The 21,659-nt window shown below is 65.3% G+C and carries 22 protein-coding genes; 9 read left to right on the top strand and 13 right to left on the bottom strand.

Translation table 11 applies throughout. From position 1 onward, the window contains the following. Window positions 1-64 precede the first annotated feature (64 nt). Together ACTJLC_RS09690 and ACTJLC_RS09685 are read left to right on the top strand one after the other, a co-directional pair. A complete protein-coding gene (locus ACTJLC_RS09690; RefSeq protein ID WP_310318402.1) occupies window positions 65-2,035 on the top strand; it encodes an acid phosphatase in 1,971 nt (656 codons plus the stop codon). Window positions 2,036-2,368: 333 nt separating this feature from the next. Next, the gene (locus ACTJLC_RS09685) at window positions 2,369-2,749 is read left to right on the top strand and encodes a DUF2917 domain-containing protein (protein WP_310318399.1); all 381 of its coding nucleotides are present in this window, start codon (window positions 2,369-2,371) and stop codon (window positions 2,747-2,749) included. A 73-nt stretch (window positions 2,750-2,822) separates the two neighbouring features. Here ACTJLC_RS09685 and ACTJLC_RS09680 read toward each other — a convergent pair whose 3' ends face one another. From ACTJLC_RS09680 to ACTJLC_RS09640, 9 genes are all read right to left on the bottom strand, one after another. Further along, the gene (locus ACTJLC_RS09680; protein WP_083081209.1) at window positions 2,823-3,413 is read right to left on the bottom strand and encodes a hypothetical protein; all 591 of its coding nucleotides are present in this window, start codon (window positions 3,411-3,413) and stop codon (window positions 2,823-2,825) included. A 170-nt stretch (window positions 3,414-3,583) separates the two neighbouring features. Next, window positions 3,584-4,786, bottom strand: a complete 1,203-nt coding sequence (gene pcaF, locus ACTJLC_RS09675) for a 3-oxoadipyl-CoA thiolase (protein ID WP_073427318.1) — start codon at window positions 4,784-4,786, stop codon at window positions 3,584-3,586. Window positions 4,787-5,216: 430 nt separating this feature from the next. Next, on the bottom strand, window positions 5,217-6,197 hold the full coding sequence (gene denD, locus ACTJLC_RS09670; protein WP_083081213.1) for a D-erythronate dehydrogenase: 981 nt from the start codon (window positions 6,195-6,197) through the stop codon (window positions 5,217-5,219). 17 nt (window positions 6,198-6,214) lie between these two features. Next, entirely contained in the window at window positions 6,215-7,003 is a 789-nt protein-coding gene (otnI, locus tag ACTJLC_RS09665) for a 2-oxo-tetronate isomerase (protein WP_310318396.1), read from the bottom strand. Between the two features lie 70 nt (window positions 7,004-7,073). Beyond that, entirely contained in the window at window positions 7,074-8,408 is a 1,335-nt protein-coding gene (locus ACTJLC_RS09660) for an MFS transporter (RefSeq protein WP_073427315.1), read from the bottom strand. A gap of 72 nt (window positions 8,409-8,480) precedes the next feature. Further along, on the bottom strand, window positions 8,481-9,143 hold the full coding sequence (otnC, locus tag ACTJLC_RS09655; RefSeq protein ID WP_083081215.1) for a 3-oxo-tetronate 4-phosphate decarboxylase: 663 nt from the start codon (window positions 9,141-9,143) through the stop codon (window positions 8,481-8,483). Then, a complete protein-coding gene (gene otnK / locus ACTJLC_RS09650; RefSeq protein WP_310318393.1) occupies window positions 9,140-10,450 on the bottom strand; it encodes a 3-oxo-tetronate kinase in 1,311 nt (436 codons plus the stop codon). Before otnK ends, otnC begins: the two co-directional genes overlap by 4 nt. 15 nt (window positions 10,451-10,465) lie before the next feature. Continuing rightward, on the bottom strand, window positions 10,466-11,401 hold the full coding sequence (gene ltnD, locus ACTJLC_RS09645; RefSeq protein WP_374709888.1) for an L-threonate dehydrogenase: 936 nt from the start codon (window positions 11,399-11,401) through the stop codon (window positions 10,466-10,468). A gap of 27 nt (window positions 11,402-11,428) precedes the next feature. Further along, window positions 11,429-12,133 carry a FadR/GntR family transcriptional regulator gene (locus ACTJLC_RS09640; RefSeq protein ID WP_083081219.1) on the bottom strand — a complete coding sequence of 235 codons (705 nt, stop codon included), beginning with the start codon at window positions 12,131-12,133 and terminating at the stop codon, window positions 11,429-11,431. 208 nt (window positions 12,134-12,341) lie between these two features. On the opposite strand from ACTJLC_RS09640, the gene ACTJLC_RS09635 reads away from it, so the two are divergent. Further along, window positions 12,342-13,166, top strand: a complete 825-nt coding sequence (locus tag ACTJLC_RS09635; protein WP_073427310.1) for an IclR family transcriptional regulator — start codon at window positions 12,342-12,344, stop codon at window positions 13,164-13,166. Between the two features lie 54 nt (window positions 13,167-13,220). Here the strand turns inward: ACTJLC_RS09635 and ACTJLC_RS09630 are convergent, their stop codons facing one another. Next, a complete protein-coding gene (locus ACTJLC_RS09630; RefSeq protein WP_310318388.1) occupies window positions 13,221-14,411 on the bottom strand; it encodes a M20 aminoacylase family protein in 1,191 nt (396 codons plus the stop codon). Window positions 14,412-14,596: 185 nt separating this feature from the next. Here ACTJLC_RS09630 and ACTJLC_RS09625 point away from each other — a divergent pair, with 185 nt between their 5' ends. Next, window positions 14,597-15,505 carry a LysR family transcriptional regulator gene (locus tag ACTJLC_RS09625; RefSeq protein ID WP_073427308.1) on the top strand — a complete coding sequence of 303 codons (909 nt, stop codon included), beginning with the start codon at window positions 14,597-14,599 and terminating at the stop codon, window positions 15,503-15,505. A 6-nt stretch (window positions 15,506-15,511) separates the two neighbouring features. Here the strand turns inward: ACTJLC_RS09625 and phnN are convergent, their stop codons facing one another. The 3 genes from phnN to phnF are packed head-to-tail and all read right to left on the bottom strand — an operon-like array spanning window position 15,512 to window position 17,545. After that, window positions 15,512-16,066 carry a phosphonate metabolism protein/1,5-bisphosphokinase (PRPP-forming) PhnN gene (gene phnN / locus ACTJLC_RS09620; RefSeq protein ID WP_073427307.1) on the bottom strand — a complete coding sequence of 185 codons (555 nt, stop codon included), beginning with the start codon at window positions 16,064-16,066 and terminating at the stop codon, window positions 15,512-15,514. A gap of 7 nt (window positions 16,067-16,073) precedes the next feature. Next, window positions 16,074-16,790, bottom strand: a complete 717-nt coding sequence (locus tag ACTJLC_RS09615) for a DUF1045 domain-containing protein (protein WP_440843724.1) — start codon at window positions 16,788-16,790, stop codon at window positions 16,074-16,076. Continuing rightward, a complete protein-coding gene (gene phnF / locus ACTJLC_RS09610; RefSeq protein ID WP_073427305.1) occupies window positions 16,787-17,545 on the bottom strand; it encodes a phosphonate metabolism transcriptional regulator PhnF in 759 nt (252 codons plus the stop codon). Before phnF ends, ACTJLC_RS09615 begins: the two co-directional genes overlap by 4 nt. A gap of 159 nt (window positions 17,546-17,704) precedes the next feature. On the opposite strand from phnF, the gene phnG reads away from it, so the two are divergent. The 5 genes from phnG to phnK are packed head-to-tail and all read left to right on the top strand — an operon-like array spanning window position 17,705 to window position 21,654. Next, window positions 17,705-18,190, top strand: a complete 486-nt coding sequence (phnG, locus tag ACTJLC_RS09605) for a phosphonate C-P lyase system protein PhnG (RefSeq protein WP_073427304.1) — start codon at window positions 17,705-17,707, stop codon at window positions 18,188-18,190. Further along, complete coding sequence (phnH, locus tag ACTJLC_RS09600) at window positions 18,190-18,813, top strand: phosphonate C-P lyase system protein PhnH (protein ID WP_310318381.1); 624 nt, start codon at window positions 18,190-18,192, stop codon at window positions 18,811-18,813. The genes phnG and phnH overlap by 1 nt, the downstream gene beginning before the upstream one ends. Then, the gene (locus ACTJLC_RS09595; protein ID WP_114164261.1) at window positions 18,813-19,958 is read left to right on the top strand and encodes a carbon-phosphorus lyase complex subunit PhnI; all 1,146 of its coding nucleotides are present in this window, start codon (window positions 18,813-18,815) and stop codon (window positions 19,956-19,958) included. The genes phnH and ACTJLC_RS09595 overlap by 1 nt, the downstream gene beginning before the upstream one ends. After that, window positions 19,955-20,887: an alpha-D-ribose 1-methylphosphonate 5-phosphate C-P-lyase PhnJ gene (locus tag ACTJLC_RS09590; protein ID WP_310318378.1), complete on the top strand. Its 933-nt coding sequence runs from the start codon at window positions 19,955-19,957 to the stop codon at window positions 20,885-20,887. Before ACTJLC_RS09595 ends, ACTJLC_RS09590 begins: the two co-directional genes overlap by 4 nt. Beyond that, on the top strand, window positions 20,884-21,654 hold the full coding sequence (gene phnK, locus ACTJLC_RS09585) for a phosphonate C-P lyase system protein PhnK (RefSeq protein ID WP_083081245.1): 771 nt from the start codon (window positions 20,884-20,886) through the stop codon (window positions 21,652-21,654). Before ACTJLC_RS09590 ends, phnK begins: the two co-directional genes overlap by 4 nt. Window positions 21,655-21,659 lie beyond the last annotated feature (5 nt).

The raw sequence follows: 21,659 nt of genomic DNA, 5'->3' as shown, positions 1-21,659 counted from the left end.
GTTAGCTTCATGCGGCCCCGCTAGACTGCGCGCTTTCTTGCGCAACCTTACGGACACGGCCACCATGCATTCGTCGCAATTCCTTCGCTTCAGTCTACTGCTCGTCGCCACGAGCTCCGCACTTCTGCTCGGTGCCTGCGGCGGCGACGGCATCGACGACGGCACCCGTTCGGCCGCGACGGTCGCGGCCGTGCCCGCTGCGCCCGCCGACCCCGGCTTTGTCGACAGCGCGCCGGTACAAAGTTCGGTGGCCGCGTTCGTCGACAACGCGTTCAGCAACCAGCGCGGCGACGCGCGCTACGCGACGATGGAAACCAACGCGGGCGTGCGCGTGCTCAACGGCTTTCGCACCTTGTGGCAACCGTTGACGGATATCGTCGACGCCGGCGTCAGCGCGCCCGCCGTGGGCAGTTTCCCGGCCGTCGTGGCTTCCACCTGGACCGGCGTGCCGAGCGACGGCACACCGAACGGCACCGCGTTGAACCCCACGGTGCTGAACGCGAACGTCCAGTATGTGGTCACCGCCACCACGCAGCGCACGGCCGCGCAAGCCGAGGCCGCGTATTACGACGACCGCCGCGGCAAGGGCTACAGCGTCTCCGACGGCATGGGCCCGCTCACCGCCGCATGGCGCAGCGCCGCGCAGCAAACCAGCAGCATCACGAGCATTCCGGCGAACGCGACCACCACCGTGTACAACGACAGCGGCAACAATACCGGCGTGAGCGGCACCGCGAATGCGCAGTTCGGCTCGGTCGTCAGCTTCATCAATGCGATCGGCACCAACGGTTCCACGGAACCCGCGAAGCGCTTCTACAAATATGCGCGACCGTACCGCTGGAGCAGCAGCGTGATCGTCGCGCCGACGCTCGTGCCCGCCGAGAGCGCCACGCCGTCGACCGATGGCGGCTTCCCGAGCGGCCATTCCGCCGAAGGCGTGCGCGACGCGCTCGCGATGGCTTACGCGTTGCCCGAGCGCTACCAGGAAATGCTGAGCCGCGGCCTCGAACTGGGCGAGAACCGCATTCTCGCCGGCATGCATTCACCGCTCGACGTGATCGGCGGACGCATCCTCGGCGAAGCGGTGGTCGCCGCGAACCTCGTCGATCCGAACAACGCGACGCTCAAGCAGGCGGCCTTCAGGCAAGCGCATGACACGCTGTACACGCTGACCGGCACGAACGCCGCCACGTTCCGCGCGTTCGCCGAATCGGGCACGCCGGCGAGCGACCGCTTCGCGGATTACGCGGCCAACAAGGCCAACTATCTGCGCCGCCTGACGTTCGGCTTCGCGCCGAGCGCCGCGACCACCACGCCCGCCGTCGTGCCGAAAGGCGCGGAGGTGCTGCTCGAAACGCGCCTGCCGTATCTGAGCGCCGACCAGCGCCGCGTCGTACTCAAGACCACCGCCCTGCCGTCCGGTTTTCCCGCACTCGATGACGCCGAAGGCTGGGGGCGTCTGAACCTGTTCGCCGCCGCCGACGGTTATGGCGCGTTCGCGGGCAACGTCGTCGTGTCGATGGACGCCGCGCAAGGCGGCTTCAACGCAGCCGACACGTGGCGCAACGACATCTCGGGCGCCGGCAAGCTGACCTTCAACGGCACGGGTTCGCTCACGCTCGCGGGCTCGAATACGTATGGCGGCGGCACCCAGGTGCAGGGCGGCGTGCTCGTGGCCGGATCGGCAAACGCATTCGGCACGGGCGACGTGTATGTGAGCGGCGGCACCGTGGCCGTGAACGCAACGTCGCGTGTGAAGATCGGCGGCAAATACACGCAACTGGCGGGCGGCACGCTGGAAATCAATCGCGGTGCCGGTGACCAGGGACGGCTTGCGGTAGGCGGGCAAACGTCGATCGTCGGCGGCACGCTGCATGTGAAGTTCGCCGCCGGCTTCACGCCGAAGGTTGGCGACACGATCGCCCTGCTCGATTGCAACGGGCTGCAAGGCCGCTTCTCGACGGTCACGGTGGACGGCTTCAAGGCCACCGCGCTTTATAGCGCGTCGGGCTTGCAGATTCATCTCGACGCGTGAGCACAAGCATTCGCGGGCAACTCGACTGCACCGCGACATATCCCCGACATGGATTGTTGCAAGCCGCGGCGCGCGCGCCGATGAACGAACTACGGCAATCTGTCATTGACAAGCCATGCGGCAAAACGGCACACTCGTTTTCATGTTGACGCACACCTCCATCGCCCTAGCGATTAAAAACCCAAAGCGAGCCATCATCGGCTGGCCATTGGGAGCATGTGCGCGTTAGCAGTCTGAATCTGCGACACAAGACCCCAAAGGCCCCGCCGGTAACGGAAGGGGCCTTTTGTTTTGTGGGCGCCTCTGTCTGCCGGCTCAATGACGGAGAGCAAGATGGATCAGGCAAGCCCGCAGTGCATGGACGACGATTCGAGTCTGTATGCGTGTCAGCGGGACGAACGTCTGCCGAAAGTGGTGGTGCATTTTTCCGTGATGCCAGGCGCCACGCTGACATGGCGCGTCGACGCCGACAGCACGCTCGCCGTACAGGGCGCGCGCCTCTGGCTCACCCGGGTCAGCTCCCCTTACGATCATTGGCTCGGTCCCGGTGAGGAGTTTCGGCTGCAACGCGGCGAACGCGTTTGGCTCAGCACGGACGGCGAACGCGCCGCGCGCGTCTCGCTCACGAGTGCGCTGCCGGCGAAAACCGGTGCGTTCAGGCGTTGGCTGGGGCGTCTCGCATGGTTGAGCCTGGGCCCGCCCGCGCCGCGTTAGCCTGCCCGGCGCACCGCGAATCGGTGCGCCTTATGGGCGGCCCTATGGCGTCTCATTGCGACTTATGTGCGCCTCATTGCGCCGCTTGTTGCGGCGTCACCTGCACGGCCGCAGCCGAGACGAATACCGCGTGTATCGTGTCGCCGGCCTTGATGTCTGCCAGATCGACCTCGGGACTGACTTCGAGCGTTTGCGTCCGGGATGCGCCGCGCAGCGTGACGAGTCGCCTGGTCCGATCGATCTTCTGCACGGTGGCGAGTGTTTCGATCTCGCGCGTCGAATCGAGACCGCCCGAGGCCGGCGCGTATGCCTGCGTATCGACGCGCTCACGACTGCCCTTTCCCTTGCCCTTCGCGGTCACTTTTTCCGCCTTCACGAGCAGGGCATTCTTGTAGAGCACGTCTACCCGATCGCCCACCTTCAGTTGATCGAAAGCGGCGACTTGCTGGCCCACCAGCACGATCACCGTGTTGCCTTGCGGACCCTTGAGCGTGAGCGCACGGCTGCCCGGATCGATGCCGACGATCTCCGCCTTCACGTGCACCGGCTCCACGGCGAGCGCGTGTCCTTGCGCGGCGCTGGCCATCGCATCTTGCGCGCACGCCGGCTGAGCCACCGCGAGCGCCGCCGCTATCAGCGTTGCGGTAATCGTCGCTAGTTTCATTGACGCTCTCCTTGAAAAATCGGTTCGATCCGGCATGATGGCGATCGTGAATCAAGCATAGATCCATCGAGCCGCGAACCCATGCGCCGCATCAAATGAAACAGCCCCGTCGCATGCGTGACGGGGCTGTTCAATGAGGCTGCGCTTCGGCTCGAATAACGCCTAAACCATCACACGCGTTCAATAGCAATCGCAATGCCCTGGCCGACGCCGATACACATCGTGCACAGCGCGAACCGGCCCTGCGTGCGCTGCAACTGATACATCGCGGTGGTCACCAGACGCGCGCCGCTCATGCCAAGCGGATGGCCGAGCGCGATCGCGCCGCCGTTCGGGTTCACGCGGGCGTCGTCGTCGGCAACGCCGAGCGTGCGCAGCACCGCAATGCCTTGCGAGGCGAATGCCTCGTTCAGCTCGATCACGTCGAACTGGCCGATGCTCATGTTCAACCGCGCGAGCAGCTTTTGCGTAGCGGGCGCCGGGCCGATGCCCATCACGCGCGGCGCGACGCCGGCGGTTGCAATGCCCAGCACGCGCGCGCGCGGCGTGAGGCCGAAGCGCCTGGCCGTTGCTTCGTTGGCGAGCAGCAGCGCCGCCGCGCCGTCGTTCACGCCCGACGCATTGCCCGCGGTCACCGTGCCGTCCGCGCGCACCACGCCCTTCAGTTTGCCTAGCGCTTCGAGGCTGGTTTCGCGCGGATGTTCGTCCTGCAACACCGTGATCGGATCGCCCTTCTTCTGCGCGATCGTCACGCCGACGATTTCCTGCGCGAGCGTGCCGTCGCGTTGCGCGCGCGCCGCCTTCTGCTGGCTGCGCAGCGCGAACGCGTCCTGATCGGCGCGGCTGATCTTGTAATCGGTCGCGACGTTTTCGCCGGTCTCCGGCATCGAATCGACGCCGTACATCTGCTTCATCAACGGGTTGACGAAACGCCAGCCGATCGTGGTGTCGTGAATGTCGGCCTGGCGCGAAAACGCGCTGGCCGCCTTGCCCATTACGAACGGCGCGCGGCTCATGCTTTCGACGCCGCCCGCCACCATCAACGCGGCCTCGCCCGACTTGATCGCGCGCGCGGCGATGCCGACCGCGTCCATGCCCGAACCGCACAGGCGGTTCACCGTCGAGCCCGGCACGTCTTGCGGCAAACCGGCCAGCAGCAGCGACATGCGCGCAACGTTGCGGTTGTCTTCACCGGCCTGGTTCGCGCAGCCGTAGATCACGTCGTCGATCGCGCTCCAGTCGACGTTCCGGTTGCGCTCCATCAGCGCCTTGAGCGGCACGGCGCCCAGGTCGTCGGCGCGCACCGACGACAGCGAACCCGCATAGCGGCCGATGGGGGTGCGAATCGCGTCGCACAGGAATGCTTCGGTCATGTGATGTCTCCAGTTGATAGGCTGCGTGCGCCGCGCCGTGATGGACCCGCACCCCGGACCCGCACCCCGCGGTGCGAGAGGTAAGCACGGCGGCGCGGGCGAGATGCGCCGACGTACCGGCTCCGCGAACGCAACGGAAATCGGCTGCGGGGCAGCGGTGACGTTGGATCAGCTTAGCGCAGGATGGTGGGCGACGCGTTCGGGATTTACCAGAAAGTTCGTTATATGAACGCAATGGCCGTATATCGAACAACTTGGCACGATAATAGGCGCGTGGCCGAAAGCATGTCAAGCGCGGTCAGGCCCGCACCAGGGAATACGTGCGGGCCGTCTATTGTTGTGACGAGAGTCGGAGAAGGATCGGAAGATCGACGCGTTCGCGCCGGCGAAAGTGCGCTCAGGGCCGCCGGCACGAAGCTTTTGAAGTGTTTCAGCGAATCTGAATCTGTTCGTCCGCGATATAGCTGCGGATCACGTCGGCAAAACTGCGCTCGCCGGTGAGGCCCAGGCTTTCGGCGCGCGACGTATCCCACCGCCCTGGCCAACTGCCGACGATCTTTTCCACGCGCGCATCGCGCTCCCACACGATCCGCTTCACGGCCTCCTCGCCCGCGACCTCGCGCAACGCGGCCACCATCTCGTCGACGCTCACCGAGATGCCCGGCAGGTTCAGCACGCGCTGGTTGCCGAGCAACGCGGCGTCGAGTTCGAGCCCGGCGATCAGGCTCTCGATCGCCTTGCGCGGCGACAGCAGCCACAAGCGCGTCGCGCCCGCCACCGGACACACGGCCGCCTCGCCGTTCAACGGCTCGCGAATGATGCCGCTCGCAAACGACGACGCCGCCGCGTTCGGCTTGCCCGGCCGCACGCTGATGGTGGGCAGCCGCACCACGCGGCCGTCGACGAAACCGCGCCGCGCGTAATCGTTGAGCAGGAGTTCCGCGATCGCCTTCTGCGCGCCATACGACGACTGCGGCTTCAACGCGGTATCGTCCCGCACCATATCGGGCAACTCGCCGCCATACACCGCCACCGAACTCGTGAAGAGCACGCGCGGTTGGTGCCCGCGTTGCCGGCAAACTTCGAGCAGCAGCCGCGACGCATCCAGATTGATGCGCATGCCGAGATCGAAATCGGCTTCGGCTTGCCCGCTCACGATCGCGGCCAGATGAAAGATCGCCGAGGTCCGCTCGTCGATCACGCGTTCCAGCACGCTACGCTCGGCGATGTCGCCCACTTCCGCGCGCACGCGGCTGTCGCCGAAATCGCTTGCGCGCACCACGTCGAGCAGCACGAGTTCGGTAATGGCTTGCGGCTTGCCGTCCGCGCCCTTCAACGAACCGCGCGCCAGCAGTTCACGTGCGAGGCGCTGGCCGAGAAAACCCGCGCCGCCGGTAATCAGTACTTTCATGATGTTTTTCGTCTCTCTTAACAGGCGTTATGCAGATACGGTTTCAGCCAGCCGAGGCCCGCTGACGTGCCGGCGCGCGGCCGGTATTCGCAACCGATGTAGCCGTCATAGCCGAGCGAGTCGATCAGATCGAACAGGTACGGGTAGTTCAATTCGCCGACGTCGGGCTCGTGCCGCTCCGGCACGCCGGCGATCTGAATGTGGCCGATGCCCGCCATATCGCGTTTGAGTTTCACCGCGAGATCGCCTTCGACGATCTGGCAGTGATAGCAGTCGAACTGCACCTTCAGATTCGGCGCGCCCACTTCCGCGCAAATCGCCTGGGCGTCGTCCTGACGGTTCAGGAAGAAGCCGGGGATATCGCGCGTGTTGATCGGCTCGATCACCACCGTGACGCCGTCGGCTTGCGCGGCCTTCGCGGCATGGGCGAGATTCTTCAGATACACGTCGCGATGCCGGGCGCGCGATTCGTCCGCGCCGATCAGCCCGGCCATCACGTGCAGTTTGCGATTGCCGATGACTCGCGTGTAGTCGAGCGCCGTATCGACGCTGCGGCGAAATTCGTCCTCGCGGCCCGGCAGCGAGGCAATGCCGCGCTCGCCCGCGGCCCAGTCGCCGGGCGGCGCATTGAAGAGGGCCTGAGTCAGATGGTTCGCATCGAGCCGCGCCTTGATTTCGCCGGCGCGGAAATCGTAGGGAAACAGAAACTCGACCGCCTTGAAGCCGTCTTTTGCCGCGGCGGTGAAACGGTCGAGGAAGGCGTGCTCGTTGTACATCATCGTCAGATTGGCGGCGAAGCGAGGCATGGCAGCAACTCCTTTGAAACGGATCGGCGCGCGGCAACGAAAACGATCGGTGCGCCGCGCGCGACCCGGTTTAGCGATTGACCAGTTTGGCCGGCGTGAGCCAGGTGGCGATCGCGCCGATCACCAGCATGCCGGCCAGCACATACATGCCGGTTTGCGTGCTATGCGTGAGGTCCTTCAGATAACCGATCATGTAAGGACTCGCAAAACCCGCGAGATTGCCGATCGAATTGATGATCGCGATGCCGGCCGCGGCGGTCGCACCCGACATGAAGGCGGTGGGCAGCGACCAGAACAACGGCGCGCAGGTCAGCACACCAGCGGCGGCAAGCGAGAGAAACGTGATCGACACCACGGTGTTCTCCGCGAACGAAGCGGCCACCGTAAAGCCGATTGCACCGAACAGCGCCGGCACGATCAGATGCCAGCGGCGTTCACGGCGCTTGTCCGCGCTATGTCCCATCAGGTTCATCACGACGATCGCGCACAGGAACGGAATCGCGCTCAACAGGCCGATATTGAACGCACCGCTCACGCCAGTCGATTTAACGAGCGTCGGCATCCAGAACGTCAGGCCGTATTGCCCCGTGACGAACGCGAAGTAGATCAGCGACATCCACCACGTGCGCGGATCGCGGAACACCGCGCCGAGCGAATGCGCTTGCGTTTTCTCTTGCGGTTGCGCGGCGGCGATTTCATCGGTGAGCAGGCGCTTTTCGCGCTCGCTCAGCCACTTCGCGCTGGCAATGCCGTTGTCGAGATACAGGATCGTGGCGATGCCGATGGCGAGCGCGGGCAGCGCTTCGATCAGGAACATCCATTGCCAGCCGGCGAAACCGCTGCTGTTGTGGAAGCGCTGCATGATCCAGCCCGACAGCGGATTGCCGAAAATGCCCGAGACCGGAATCGCCGACATGAACACGGCAATGATCTTCGCGCGCCGATGCGACGGGAACCAGTACGTCAGATACAGGATCACGCCGGGATAGAAACCCGCTTCGGCGAGACCCAGCAGGAAGCGCAAGGTGTAGAACTGCATCGGTGTTTTCACGAACACGAACAGCGCCGAGAGCAAGCCCCAGGTAATCATGATCCGCGCGATCCAGATTCGCGCGCCGATCTTGTGCATCAGAATGTTGCTCGGCAATTCGAACAGGAAGTAGCCGATAAAGAACACGCCGGCGCCGAGACCGAACACGGTCTCGCTGAACGCGAGATCCTGCGACATCTGCAGCTTCGCGAAGCCGACGTTCACGCGGTCCAGATATGCGACCACGTAGCACAGCATCAGAAACGGCACGATGCGCCAGAACACTTTCTTGTAAGTGCGCTCGACTTCGTCAGCGCCGGGTTGCCCCACGGCCGCTGCAAGCGGGCGGCTGGATGCGGACTGATAGGAACTCATGCATTGTCTCCTTCGATGTATTGCCGTGCGCACCGCATCGCGGTGTCGTCCGGCATTGTGTATGTCAGGTTCTTACCAGCGCGCGCCGAACACGGTGCGCAGTTCTTCGAGCGCTGCTTCATCAAGCGGCGCGGGCCGCGGATTCGTCATCAACCACAGGCGCGCGGTCTCTTCGAGTTCTTCCAGCGCATAGGCGGCGTGCGCCACCGAGCGCTCCCACACCACCGGACCGAGCCGTTCGAGCAGAACCGCGCGCACGGTATCGGCAAGCGCGGCGATCTGTTCGGCCACTTGCGGGTCGCCTGGGCGTCGATAACGAATCAGGGGGACGTGGCCCACTTTCATCACGTAGTACGGCGTGATGGGCGGCAATACGTCGGTGTCGCGCCATACGCCCGCGAGCGTCAACGCGACCAGATGCGTCGAGTGCGTGTGGACGATGCCGCGCGCCTCGCCGTTGCGCGCATAAATGCCGCGATGCAGCGCGAGTGTTTTCGACGGCTTGCCGCCCGACACCGCGTTACCGTTGAAATCGACCTTGGCGATCTCGGCGGGATCGAGCCGGCCGAGACAGGCGTCGGTGGGCGTGATCAGCCAGCCGTCGTTCAGGCGCGCGCTGATGTTGCCGGCGGTGCCCACGGTGTAGCCGCGCTGATAAAGACTCGCGCCGCTCACGCAGATTTCCTCGCGGACCCTGGCTTCATCGTTGACGTGCAGTGCGGGCGCGCCGGTCATGGCGCGGCTCCTTCGAGATGACGCAGCGCTTTTTCGAAGAAATCGGTCGTGCCGAAGTTGCCTGATTTCAACGCGAGCGCAAGCGGTTCCGCGCCGGTCGTCGCGGTAGCCGGCACGCCCGGGTCGATTTGCGCGCCGATGCGCAGCGTGCGCACGTCGAGCGCCTGCACCACCGCGCCGGATGTTTCGCCGCCCGCCACCACGAACTTGCGCACGCCGCGTTCGCGCAAGCCGCGTGCGATCGACGCCAGCGTCGTTTCCACCAGATGCCCCGCTTCGTTGACGCCGAGTTCGCGCTGCACCGCCTTGACTTCGTCGGGCGTGGCGGTCGCGTAGATCAGCACGGGTTGCGCCTTATCGAAGTGCTCCTGTGCGAACGCCAGCGCCTGTTCGACCACCGGCTCGCCGCGCGCGACCGCTAGCGGATCGATGCGAAACGACGAGCGCGTCTCGCGCCATGCCGCCACTTGCGCGTTGGTCGCCTTGGACGCGCTGCCGGCCAGCACGACCGACCAGCCTTCGACGCGCGGCAATTGCGCGGCGTCGGCCTGTTCCGCGAGCAAGCCGGCGCGCCAGAAATTCGCGGGCAAACCCAGCGCGACGCCGGAACCGCCCGTGATCAGCGTGAGGTCGGCGCAGGCTTCGCCGAGCACGTACAGATCCGCGTCGGAGACCGCGTCCGCGATCGCCATCCGCACGCCGTCGCCGCGCAGTGCGCCGAACGCTTCACGTACCTTAAAAACGCCCTGCGCGACGGCGTCGTAACGCACGAGACCGACCTTCGATTGCGTCTGCCGTTGCAGCACGCGCACGAGGTTCGCGTCGCGCATCGGCGTGAGCGGATGGTTTTCCATGCCCGATTCGTTCAGCAACGCATCGCCGACGAACAGATGACCGCGATAAATCGTGCGGCCGTTCTCGGGGAATGCCGGGCATGCAATCGTAAAGGCCGCGCTTGCCGCGTCGACGGATAACGCGTCGAGCAACGCATCCGTCACCGCGCCGATATTGCCGGCGTCGGTTGAATCGAACGTCGAGCAGTATTTGAAAAAGAACTGGCGGCAGCCTTGCGCGCGCAGCCAGTGGAGCGCGGCGAGCGATTGCGCGACCGCGTCGGCGGCGGGAATCGTGCGCGATTTCAGCGCGACCACCAGCGCGTCGGCTTCAATGGTTTCATTCGACTCGGGCACGCCGATGGTCTGCACCGTGCGCAGGCCGCCGCGCACCAGCATGTTGGCGAGATCGGTGGCGCCGGTGAAATCATCGGCGATGCAGCCCAGAAGCGCGCGTTTCGATGGGGACGTCATGGCTCGCTCCCGTGCTTACTGCGCCGCCGGCACGTCGATGCCGGGGAAGATCTTGATCACCGCGGAGTCGTCCTCGCCGCCGTGGCCGGCGGTCGACGCCATCATGAACATCTGATGCGCGGCCGCCGAAAGCGGCAGCGGGAATTTCGAACGACGCGCGGTATCGAGCACGAGGCCGAGATCCTTGACGAAAATATCGACCGCCGACAGCGGCGTGTAATCGCCCTTCAGAATGTGCGGCACGCGGTTCTCGAACATCCACGAATTGCCCGCGCTGTGCGTGATGACCTCGTACAGCGCGTCGGGATCGACGCCTTCGCGCAAGCCGAGCGCCATCGCCTCGGCGGCCACCGCGATATGCACGCCGGCCAGCAACTGATTGATGATCTTCACTTTCGAGCCGGCGCCATGCGCCGAGCCGAGGCGGTACACCTTGCCCGCCATCGCCGCGAGCACGTCCTCGCACGCGGCATAGGCGGCGTCGGGACCGGAGGTCATCATCGTCATCTCGCCCGACGCGGCGCGCGCCGCGCCACCCGAAACCGGCGCGTCGAGCATCTGCAAACCGGCCGCCTCGACGCGCTTGCCGAGTTCGATCGCGAAGTCCGGCGCGACCGTCGCGCTCGAAATCACCACGGCGCCTGGCTTCATCGCCGGGACCGCGCCCTGGTCGCCGAACAGCACCGCCTCGGTTTGCGCGGCATTGACCACGAGCGTGACGACCACTTCGCATTGCGCGCCGAGTTCGGCGGGCGTCGCACAGGCCACACCGCCTTCCGCGACGAACGCCTGCAGGACCTCGCTGCGCAGATCGCATGCGTGAACCCGAAAACCCGCGCGCAGCAGCGAGCGCGCGACACCCAGGCCCATTGCACCAAGACCGATGACACCGACATTTCTGGACATGCTTGACCTCTGAAAATTCGTTAACCGCTGATGCGCCCGCGGCACCTGGACCGGCTCAGTTCCGCGCTCGGTTCAGCAGATCCCCGCTTCCGCGAGACGCCGCGCCGCGTTGTACATGTGCGTGCGCGCCGCGTTGCGCGCCGCCATCGGATCGCCCGCGCGGATCGCGGCGGCGATCGCCGCGTGCTCCTCGCGCACCTGACGCGAAAAGTCCTCGCGCAAGGCTTCGTTACGCCGCGTCACGAACGTGCCGGCTTCGAGGTATTGATTCAGGAACGTGAGTGTCTTGAGGAAATACGGATTGCCTGTTGCCGCCGCGATCGCACGATGGAACGCCACGTCCTCGGCGACGCCCTCCTCGCCCTCGGCCACCGCCTGGTCGATTTTGGCGAGGGCGCTGTCGATCGCCATCATGTCGGCATCGCTGCGGCGCATCGCGGCCTCGGAGGCCACTTCCGCCTCGATCGCGCGCCGCAGCGCGAGGATCTGCACCACCGAGCCGGGCTCGACGGCTTCCGCGTAGTCGATGCGCAGCGGCCGGACCGCGCCGTGCGCCGCGATGAACACGCCGCTGCCCTGGCGCGGCTCGACCACGCCTTCGTTCTTCAGCCGCGAGATCGCCTCGCGAATCACCGTGCGGCTCACGCCGAACTGCTGCGCCAGCACGGCCTCGGTCGGCAGCTTGCCGCCGCGCGGGAACGCGCCTTTGTCGATCTGCTTGAGCAGCTGCTGGGCAACCGTGTCGCTCAGTGCCCGGGCAGGAATCTTGTCGAACATCGATGCCTCGATTTGTCATGTCGTCGGGTCATCATACAAATTTTCGATGCAGCGTGCATCCATGCAAACCCTGAGTGTTTTGAAGTAAGACGGCGCAAAGTTGGCGAAACGGAAGGCTTAAGCTATCGTCACGCCTTTGCGCCGCATCGCCGCCGGCCGAGTCCGCGCGATGCTCGCGCGCATTTCCTCGCACGCACTTTCAAGGCCCATGAGCAAAGCCCTGCCGCCGTCTTCCGCCGTTCCCGCCAGCGCCGAACCGGCCCCGGAGAAGCCGGGCGACTCGTATGTGCAGTCGTTCGCGCGCGGCCTCGCCGTGATCCGCGCGTTCGACGCCAGCCGCCCCGAACAGACGCTCACCGACGTCGCGACCGCCACCGGGCTCACACGCGCAGGCGCCCGTCGCATTCTATTGACGCTGCAAACGCTCGGTTACGTGGAAGCCGAAGGGCGGCTGTTCCGCCTCACGCCGAAGATTCTCGACCTGGGCTTCGCGTATCTGACCTCGATGCCGTTCTGGAATCTCGCCGAACCGGTGATGGAAGCACTGTCGGCGCGGGTCCACGAAAGCTGCTCGGCGGCCGTGCTCGATCGCACGGAAATCGTCTATGTGCTGCGCGTGCCGACTCACAAGATCATGACCATCAACCTGTCGATCGGCAGCCGCTTGCCGGCGTATTGCACGTCGATGGGCCGCGTGCTGCTGGCCGCGCTCGACGACGAAACGCTCGACGCGACGCTCGGCTCGACGCCGCTCTATGCGCACACGCCGCGCACGGTCACCGATAAAGAAGAGTTGAAGAAGCTGATCGCGCAGGTGCGCCGCCAGGGGTGGGCGATCGTCGATCAGGAACTGGAAGGCGGCTTGATTTCGCTGTCCGCGCCGATTCGCAACCGCCAGGGACGCGTGATCGCGGCGATGAACATCAGCGGCAATGCACAGCGCAATTCGGCCAAACAGATGGTGAAGGCGTTTCTTGAACCGCTGCAGCAGGCGGCGCAGACGGTGTCGGAGATGGTGGCGCGGCGCGGGTGATGGCGATGAAGGCGCGCGTCTCACGCGCGCCGCATGCAGGTCGCCCGTTGCCCTTCACTGACCGAGATACCGCTCCACCAGCCGCGCCCAGAACGCCGCGCCGACCGGCAGGTTACGGTCGTTGAAATCGTAATGCGGGTTGTGCACCATGCAGCCGTCCTCGCCCGCGCCGTTGCCGATGCGCAGGAACGTGCCCGGCCGCTTCTGCAACATGAAGGCGAAATCCTCGCTGCCCATCAGCATGTCGCTCTGCGCGATCACCTTGTCGTCGCCGACCAGTTCGCGCGCCACCTCCACCGCGAAATCCGTTTCCGCGTCCGAATTGACGACCACCGGATAGCCCTCGATGTACTCCACCACCGCCTTGCCGCCATAGCTCGCGGCCTGGCTTTCGGCGAGTTCGGTGATGCGCTTCTTCAGCAGCGCGCGCACTTCCGGGCTGAACGAACGCACGCTCAGCTCCAGCTTCGCGCTGCTCGAGATCACGTTGTTCGCGGTGCCCGCATGCATCGAGCCGACCGTCACCACGGCCGGCTGCGACGGATCGACGTTGCGCGCGACGATCGTTTGCAGCGCCATCACGATGCTCGCCGCCACCACCACCGGATCGACCGTCAGATGCGGACGCGCCGCGTGGCCGCCGACGCCTTCGATGGTGATGATCGCCTTGTCGCCCGCCGACATGAACGGCCCCTTGCGAAACAGCAGCACGCCCGGCTGTTCGCCCGGATGGTTGTGCACGCCGAACACGGCGTCGCAGGGAAAGCGTTCGAACAAACCGTCGTTGATCATCTTCAGCGCACCGCTGTCGATGCCGCTTTCCTCGGCCGGCTGGAAATACAGATGCACGGTGCCCGAGAAATTGCGCGTGGCGGCGAGATGCTGCGCGGCGCCGAGCAGCATGGCCGTATGGCCGTCGTGGCCGCATGCGTGCATCTTGCCGTGCGTGCCGCTCGCGTACGGCAGGCCGGTTTGCTCGATGATCGGCAGCGCGTCCATGTCGGCGCGAATGCCGATGCTGCGCTTGCCGTCGCCCACCTTCAGCGTGCCCACCACACCCGTTTGGCCGACGCCGCGCGTCACCCGCCAGCCCCATTGTTCGAGCCTCTCCGCCACCAGCGCACCCGTTTGCACTTCCTCGTAAGCCAGTTCCGGATGGTGATGAATGTGGTGGCGAATCTCGCGCAGGCTTTCGGCGGCGGGCATCAGGTCGGACACTTCGGTAAAACGCGCGGCTTCGCTCATCTATTGCTCCAGGGATACACGCCGCATGAGGCGGCTAAACGGTTGACGAAAGGGGTGACAAATCGGCTGACAGGCAGGCAAAAAGCGGGCAAAAGCAGGCAAGCACTATAGCCACGCCATTTTGTTCGAATAAGATGCTGTTTTTTTCACCCCGATAAACAAGTTTTATATACGGGCTTACCCTCATGAAGCTCCAGCAGTTGCAAGCGTTCGTCGCCGCCGCCCATCACCGCAGCCTGCGTGCCGCCGCGCGCGAACTCGGCGTGACGCAACCGGCCGTCACGCATACGATCCGCGAGTTGGAGAGCGCGCTGAATGCCGAACTGATGGTGCGCAGCGTGCGCGGCATCGAGTTGACCGCATGCGGGCACGCGCTGTTGCCGCGCGCCGAGCAGTTGCTCGGCGACGTGCGGCGCACGGTTGAAGCGGTCGAACAGGTGAAGGGCGAACTCGCCGGCAAGGTGAGCGTGGGGACCATGCCGTCGATCGCGTTAACGGCGTTGCCGCATGCCGTCTCGAAGTTTCGCCGCGCGATGCCGCTGGTGAATCTGCATCTGGAGGAAGTGACGATACCGGACGCGGTTGCGCGCCTTCGCAACGGCGCACTCGACATCGCGGCGATTCATCACGTGCAGGCGCTCGACAGCGATCTGGTGCAAGCGCCGCTCTACTCGACGCAATTCGTCGTCGCGATGCGGGCCGGGCATCCGCTTGCGAACGTCACGCGTCTTCATGAACTGCTCGACGCGGAGTGGATCGCAACTGTCGGCGCCGATCATTTTCCGCACAGCGTGATGATGGCGATGTTCAACGCGCACGGCTTGCCCGTGCCGAAGCGGCTGCTGCGCGCGCCGTCGTCGTTCGCGGTGACGCTGGGGCTGGTGTCGCAAACCGACGTGATCGGCTGCTTCACGCGGCCGCTCGCGGAAAGGGTCGCGCCGCTCGGCATACGCGTCGCGCAAATCGAAGAGGCACTGCCGAATTACGACCTCAGCATCATTTCGCGGCGCGATCTGCTGCCCACGCCCGCCGTGCTGCAATTCGTATCGTGCTTGCAGGAAGCGACCAGGGAGCGCATGGCGGCCGCGGCGTAACGCGTTTTATCGAACGTCGGCTTCCGACTTGAGAAATGCGATCAGCGCATGCCCCGCTTCCTCGAGCGCGCCGGAATTGTCGATCGTCGTGCAGCGCACGCCGCTGGGCAACGAAAACGGCGCGCGGCGCGCGAGCCGTGCCGCGACCTGTTCCGCCGATTCACGCGCCCGCGCGCCGAGCCGCGCTTCCAGAATATGCGGCGCGGCGTCGACGTGCACGATCTCCGCACGCGGATAGCGCGCCAGCGCATGCGGTACATGCTGCCGCGACCCATTGACGACCACCGTGCAACCGCGCGCGAGCCACGCATCGAGTTCGATGCCGATGCCGTAACGCAACGAGTGACTCGACCATTCGAGCGCGAACAGACCGAGCACGGAGCGCTCGGCGAATTCCTCGATGCTCAGCGCCACATGCTCCTCGCCATTGCCGCTCGGCCGCGTGATATAGCGATGCGCGAACAGAATCGGCTCGCCCATCAAGTGCTTGCGCGCGAAGCTCAGCAACGAATCCTTGCCCGCGCCGGACGGGCCCATCACATAGATCAAACGACCTGTCATTGTTATTTCACCTCGCGGGTCTGAACGGCACGCGCTGCCACAGCACGAACGGCTCGCCTGGCGCCGGTTCGACGAAAAACGCGGCGTGGTCGATCGAAAGCGGCCCGAGCACCGGCGTTTGCGCCTGCCACCAAGCCACCAGCGTCGCGCGCTCATCGATGTCGGCGAGCGAACCGGATAGCGTCATGTGAAAACGGAATTCGTCCAGCACATACGGATAACCCCATTCGATCAGCAACGCGCGTTGCCGTTCGCTCAACGGCGCGGCGAGCCGGCGCGTAAGATCGGCGGCGGATGATCTCGCGCGCAGTGCGCCGAGCGTGTGCAACGCGCTGGCGGCGACGGCGCGCAGGTTCGCCTCGCCTTGCTGATCGGCGGGACGCAGCGCGACGAAATCGCCGAGCGTCGCCGCTTCCACCGGCAGCATGAAGGGACTTTGCGTCTCGGCCCATGCGCGCGTTGCGTCCAGCACATTGTCTTGCGTGACGCCGTCGGCGAGCCGAAAGGGAGCGACGAGCGTGCCGTGCCAACCATAGCGGCGCGGCGCTTCCGTCAACTCTCGCAGCGGACGCGTCAAGCCTTGCGGCTGCGGCGGCTCGCACGGCTCGCCGCTTTCCGCGTCGCGGCCGAGCCACGTTGAGCCGGCGCGCCACCATGCCGACTCACGCGACGGCGCGTAATACACGGCAAAACGCGCGCCCTTGTTCCACGCCGCGCCGCTCATACGTCGTGCTCCACCAGCAGTTGCACGCGGTCCGCGGCGAAATGCGTGAAGCCGTATTTGACCGGCGTGCCTTGCAGATCCACGTCGACGTTCTCGACCCACAACACCGGCTGCTGCCGGTTGATGTTCAAACGCCGCGCCACCTCTGGATCGGGCAGCACGCTGCCGATACGGCTCCACTTGCGCAGGTAGTCGTTCACGCCGAATTCGGCCATCGACCTGGTGATACTGCCGGTACGTTCGAGCACAGCGGGCAAGTCGGCAAAACGCGTGGCGGGATACCAGTTGCGCGCGAACGTGATCGGCACGCCGTCCGACTCGTGCAGCGATTCGATCCGGTAAACCGGCGCACCGGCGCGCAGGCCCAGCGCCTTCGCGACAGTCGGCTCGGCCTTCACACGCACGGCCGATAACATCTTGCCCGCCGCCGCATGATTCTGCTGACGCAAGTTTTCTGTGAAGCGCGTGCGTCGGCCAATCGAATAGTCGATCGCGCCGGGTTGCACGAAGGTGCCGCGCCCCTGCTCGACGCTGATGAGTCCCGATGCGGCAAGACCCAGCATGGCCCGGCGCACGGTGTGCCGGTTCACGTCGAAGCGTTTCGCCAGTTCCCCCTCGCTCGGCAAGCGCCCTTCTTCTCCGAAACCGCTGGCGGCGATTTCGGCGGCCAGAATCTGCTCGATCTGCCGCCAGACGGCAACGCCCGCGCCGCGTTCGAGCGTCGTGCCCGGCGTCGCGCTGTCGTTCGATGTCATGGTGCTGTCATTCCCCTGGGTTCAAATATTCGCCATGACGTGCATTGTAGTGCGCAAGCGGTGATGGAAATATGAAACGTCGATGTACGCGCATAGACGTCTAGACGTTTAGATGAATAAGTGGTCAAATGAGCACTCGCTGGATCAACAGGACATTCGATGAGCGCCACTTCCGCCTCGCCTTCCTCCGCCATGCGGCGCGCCTGGATGGCCGTGCTGGCCCGCACGCCGCGCGCCGATCTCGAAGCCGCATTCGAGCGCGCGTTGCAAGGCGTGGCCGTCCCCTCGTACGACTGGCTGCGTCCTCCTGAAATCGGCCTCGCGATGGTGCGCGGCCGCGTCGGCGGCAGCGGCGATCCGTTCAATCTCGGCGAAGCCACCGTCACGCGCGCCACGCTGCGTTTGCGCGTGGCGGGCAATGCCGCGCCGGCCGTCGGCGTCGCGTGTCATCTGGGCCGCGACCGCCGCCGCGCCGAACTGGCCGCGCTGGCCGATGCGTTGCTGCAAACGCCCGAGCATCACGCGGCCTTGCATCGGCAGTTGATCGAGCCGTTCGCAGCGCGGCAGGCGGCTCTGCGCGCCGAGCGGCGGCGAGACGCCGCGGCCACGCGCGTGGAATTCTTCACGATGGTCCGGGGCGAATGATGGAAAACTCGCGAATGGCATTGGCCGCCTCATTAGCTGAATTGACGCCGGGTTTCGCGGACCCTGTCCACGATACGCAAGCGGTATTCCGCACGCTGCTCGACGCGTTGTCGCGACCGGGCACGGTCGGTGTCATCGAAAACGTCTTGCCTGACGCGCGGGCGACGCGCGCCGAGTTCGCCGCATTTGCCGCGCTGCTGACGCTATGCGACTACGCCACGCCCGTATGGCTCGCGCAACCGGACGCGGCGCTGGCTTCCGCATTGCGCTTTCATACCGGCGCGCCGCTCGCCGACGAAGCCGCGCAAGCCGCCTTCGCGTATATCCACGACGCCGACACGATGCCGGCGCTCGAATGCTTCGCACTCGGTTCAGCGGAATCGCCTGAACAGTCGGCGACGTTGCTGATCCGCGTGGACGCGCTAACAGGCGGAACGCCGATCGTATTGAGCGGCCCCGGCATTCAGCACACGCAGACCATCGCGCCCGTCGGACTACCCGCGCGTTTCTGGCGCGAACGCGCGGCCCTCGCGCCGCTCTTTCCGTGCGGCATCGATTGCTATCTGCTTTGCGGCGCCGAATTGATCGGCCTGCCGCGCACAACTCAAGCGAAGGTGAACTGATGTACGTTGCCGTCAAGGGTGGAGAGCGCGCCATTGAAGCGTCGTGGCGTCTGCTCGACAAAGCGCGCCGCGGCGACACGCGGCTCGCCGAACTCAGCGCCGCGCAGATTCGCGAGCAATTGCGCCTCGCCGTCGCGCGCGTGATGACCGAGGGCTCGGTCTACGATGAAGAACTCGCCGCACTCGCGATCAAGCAGGCCGCCGGCGATCTGGTCGAAGCGATCTTCCTGTTGCGCGCCTACCGCACCACGCTGCCGCGTTTCGGCTATACGCAGGCGATCGATACCGAGGCGATGCAGGTGGAGCGCCGCATTTCGGCCACGTTCAAGGACGTCCCCGGCGGCCAGTTGCTGGGCGCGACTTACGATTACACGCAGCGTCTGCTGGATTTCGCGTTGGTCGCCGAGGGTCACGCCGCGACGGATACGGGTTCAAGCCCTGCCTGTTCACCGCAAGCACCACCGCCCGAAACGGAGACGATGCCGCGCGTCGTCACGCTGCTCGACAACGAAGGTCTGATCGAACAGGAACGCCCCACGCCGGACGCGCCGCAACCGCACGATCTGACGCGTGAACCGCTCGCCTTTCCCGCGAGCCGCGCCACGCGCTTGCAGAATCTCGCGCGCGGCGACGAAGGCTTCCTGCTTGCGATGGGTTACGCGACACAGCGCGGCTACGCGAACTCGCATCCGTTTGCGGGCGAGATACGCTTCGGCACGATTGCCGTTGAAATGGAACTCGACGAATTGGGCGAATCGGTTGAGATCGGCGACATCGACATTACCGAATGCCAGATGATCAACCAGTTCGCCGGCAGCAGCGAGGTGCCGCCCACGTTCACGCAAGGTTACGGTCTTGCATTCGGCCACTCGGAGCGCAAGGCGATGGCGATGGCGCTGGTGGATCGCGCGTTGCGTGCCGAGGAACTCGGCGAAACGCTCGGCTCGCCGGCGCAAGACATCGAATTCATGCTCTCGCATAGCGATAACGTCGAGGCGTCCGGCTTCGTTCAGCATCTGAAATTGCCGCACTATGTCGACTTTCAGTCGGAGCTGGAACTCGTGCGGCGCTTGCGAGCGCGGCACGCCACGCGCGATCAGGGTGAAAGCGTGAACGGATCGAACGATCAGGAGCAGGCAGCATGAACGCGCCCGACTCGATTCATGCCACCGCGTCATACGACAGCGCCGCGCACGGCTACAACTTCGCCTACCTCGACGAACAGACCAAGCGCATGCTGCGCCGCGCGTTGCTCAAGGCGGTGGCCGTGCCCGGTTATCAGGTGCCGTTCGCGTCGCGTGAGATGCCGTTGCCGTTCGGCTGGGGCACGGGCGGCATTCAGGTCACTGCGGCGATCATCGGCAGGCGCGATACGCTGAAGGTCATCGACCAGGGCTCCGACGAAACCACCAACGCGGTCAACATCCGCCGTTTCTTCGCTCGCACGACCGGCGTGGCGACCACGCGGCGCACCACCGAAGCGACGATCATCCAGACACGTCACCGCATTCCCGAAGCGCCGCTCACCGACAAGCAGATTCTGGTCTATCAGGTGCCGATGCCCGAACCGCTATTCCGGCTGGAGCCGCGCGTCGCCGAATGCAAGAAGCTGCATGCGCTCGCCGATTACGGCCTGATCAGCGTGAAGCTGTACGAGGACATCGTGCATCACGGCAGCATCGCCACCACCTACGATTACCCGGTGATCGTCAACAACCGCTATCTGACTTCGCCCTCGCCGATCCCGAAGTTCGACAACCCGAAGTTGCATATGAACCCCGCGCTGCAATTGTTCGGCGCCGGCCGCGAACGGCGCATTCATGCCATTCCGCCCTATACGCCGGTGCGCAGTCTCGACTTCGACGATCATCCGTTCGAGGTGCAGCAATGGCAACATGCGTGCGCGCTGTGCGGATCGACGGAAAGTTTCCTCGACGAAATGATCGTCGACGATGCGGGCAAACGCATGTTCGTCTGCTCGGATAGCGACTACTGCCACGAACGCCGCGGCGATCGCGAATTCGCGCTGCCCGCGCCCGAAGCATCTGATGCGCGCGAAGGAGAATCCGCATGACGCCGCTGTTGAGCGCGCGCGCGCTGAGCAAACAATACGGCGGCCGCAACGGTTGCAGGAACGTCAGCTTCGATCTGTATCCGGGCGAGGTGCTGTGCATCGTCGGCGAATCGGGCTCGGGCAAGACCACGCTGCTGAATACGCTCGCATTGAAAACCGCGGCCGATGGCGGCTCGCTCCATTACACCGCCACGCATGGCGAGAAGCTCGATCTGCTGGCTTTGTCGGAACCGCGCCGGCGTCTCCTAATGCGCACCGAGTGGGGCTTCGTCCAGCAGAACCCGCGCGACGGATTGCGCAGCGGCGTCTCAGCCGGCGCGAATATCGGCGAGCCGCTGATGGCCGTGGGCGCGCGCCACTATGGCGATATCCGCCACGCGGCGACGCAATGGATGGAGCGCGTCGAACTCGATGCCTTGCGTATCGACGAATTCCCCGCCGCGTTTTCGGGCGGCATGCAGCAGCGTTTGCAGATCGCGCGCAATCTCGTCACCGCGCCGCGCCTCGTTTTCATGGACGAACCCACGGCGGGGCTCGACGTGTCGGTGCAGGCGCGTCTGCTCGATCTGCTGCGCACGCTCACTTCCACGCTGCATCTGTCGGTGCTGATCGTCACGCATGACATCGGCGTGGCGCGCTTGCTCGCGCATCGTCTGATGGTCATGCAAGGCGGTGAAGTGGTCGAGGCGGGATTGACCGATCAGGTGCTCGACGATCCGCAGCACCCTTACACGCAAACGCTGGTTTCCTCGGTTCTGCCGGTTTGAGGCTC

It is taken from the genome of Paraburkholderia sp. 22099, assembly GCF_052045835.1.
GTDB lineage: Bacteria > Pseudomonadota > Gammaproteobacteria > Burkholderiales > Burkholderiaceae > Paraburkholderia > Paraburkholderia terricola.
This window is presented reverse-complemented; position numbering and strand designations above follow the sequence as displayed.

Coding starts and splice junctions, on each gene's coding strand:
- phnH (WP_310318381.1), top strand. CDS start 18,190: ATGGAAAACTCGCGAATGGCATTGGCCGCCTCATTAGCTGAATTGACG.
- ACTJLC_RS09660 (WP_073427315.1), bottom strand. CDS start 8,408: ATGAGTTCCTATCAGTCCGCATCCAGCCGCCCGCTTGCAGCGGCCGTG.
- ACTJLC_RS09640 (WP_083081219.1), bottom strand. CDS start 12,133: ATGTTCGACAAGATTCCTGCCCGGGCACTGAGCGACACGGTTGCCCAG.
- phnK (WP_083081245.1), top strand. CDS start 20,884: ATGACGCCGCTGTTGAGCGCGCGCGCGCTGAGCAAACAATACGGCGGC.
- denD (WP_083081213.1), bottom strand. CDS start 6,197: ATGAAAGTACTGATTACCGGCGGCGCGGGTTTTCTCGGCCAGCGCCTC.
- phnF (WP_073427305.1), bottom strand. CDS start 17,545: ATGACATCGAACGACAGCGCGACGCCGGGCACGACGCTCGAACGCGGC.
- phnN (WP_073427307.1), bottom strand. CDS start 16,066: ATGACAGGTCGTTTGATCTATGTGATGGGCCCGTCCGGCGCGGGCAAG.
- otnC (WP_083081215.1), bottom strand. CDS start 9,143: ATGACCGGCGCGCCCGCACTGCACGTCAACGATGAAGCCAGGGTCCGC.
- ACTJLC_RS09685 (WP_310318399.1), top strand. CDS start 2,369: ATGGATCAGGCAAGCCCGCAGTGCATGGACGACGATTCGAGTCTGTAT.
- pcaF (WP_073427318.1), bottom strand. CDS start 4,786: ATGACCGAAGCATTCCTGTGCGACGCGATTCGCACCCCCATCGGCCGC.
- ACTJLC_RS09680 (WP_083081209.1), bottom strand. CDS start 3,413: ATGAAACTAGCGACGATTACCGCAACGCTGATAGCGGCGGCGCTCGCG.
- phnG (WP_073427304.1), top strand. CDS start 17,705: ATGAGCGCCACTTCCGCCTCGCCTTCCTCCGCCATGCGGCGCGCCTGG.
- ACTJLC_RS09595 (WP_114164261.1), top strand. CDS start 18,813: ATGTACGTTGCCGTCAAGGGTGGAGAGCGCGCCATTGAAGCGTCGTGG.
- ACTJLC_RS09635 (WP_073427310.1), top strand. CDS start 12,342: ATGAGCAAAGCCCTGCCGCCGTCTTCCGCCGTTCCCGCCAGCGCCGAA.
- ACTJLC_RS09615 (WP_440843724.1), bottom strand. CDS start 16,790: ATGAGCGGCGCGGCGTGGAACAAGGGCGCGCGTTTTGCCGTGTATTAC.
- ACTJLC_RS09690 (WP_310318402.1), top strand. CDS start 65: ATGCATTCGTCGCAATTCCTTCGCTTCAGTCTACTGCTCGTCGCCACG.
- ACTJLC_RS09590 (WP_310318378.1), top strand. CDS start 19,955: ATGAACGCGCCCGACTCGATTCATGCCACCGCGTCATACGACAGCGCC.
- ACTJLC_RS09625 (WP_073427308.1), top strand. CDS start 14,597: ATGAAGCTCCAGCAGTTGCAAGCGTTCGTCGCCGCCGCCCATCACCGC.
- otnK (WP_310318393.1), bottom strand. CDS start 10,450: ATGACGTCCCCATCGAAACGCGCGCTTCTGGGCTGCATCGCCGATGAT.
- otnI (WP_310318396.1), bottom strand. CDS start 7,003: ATGCCTCGCTTCGCCGCCAATCTGACGATGATGTACAACGAGCACGCC.
- ACTJLC_RS09630 (WP_310318388.1), bottom strand. CDS start 14,411: ATGAGCGAAGCCGCGCGTTTTACCGAAGTGTCCGACCTGATGCCCGCC.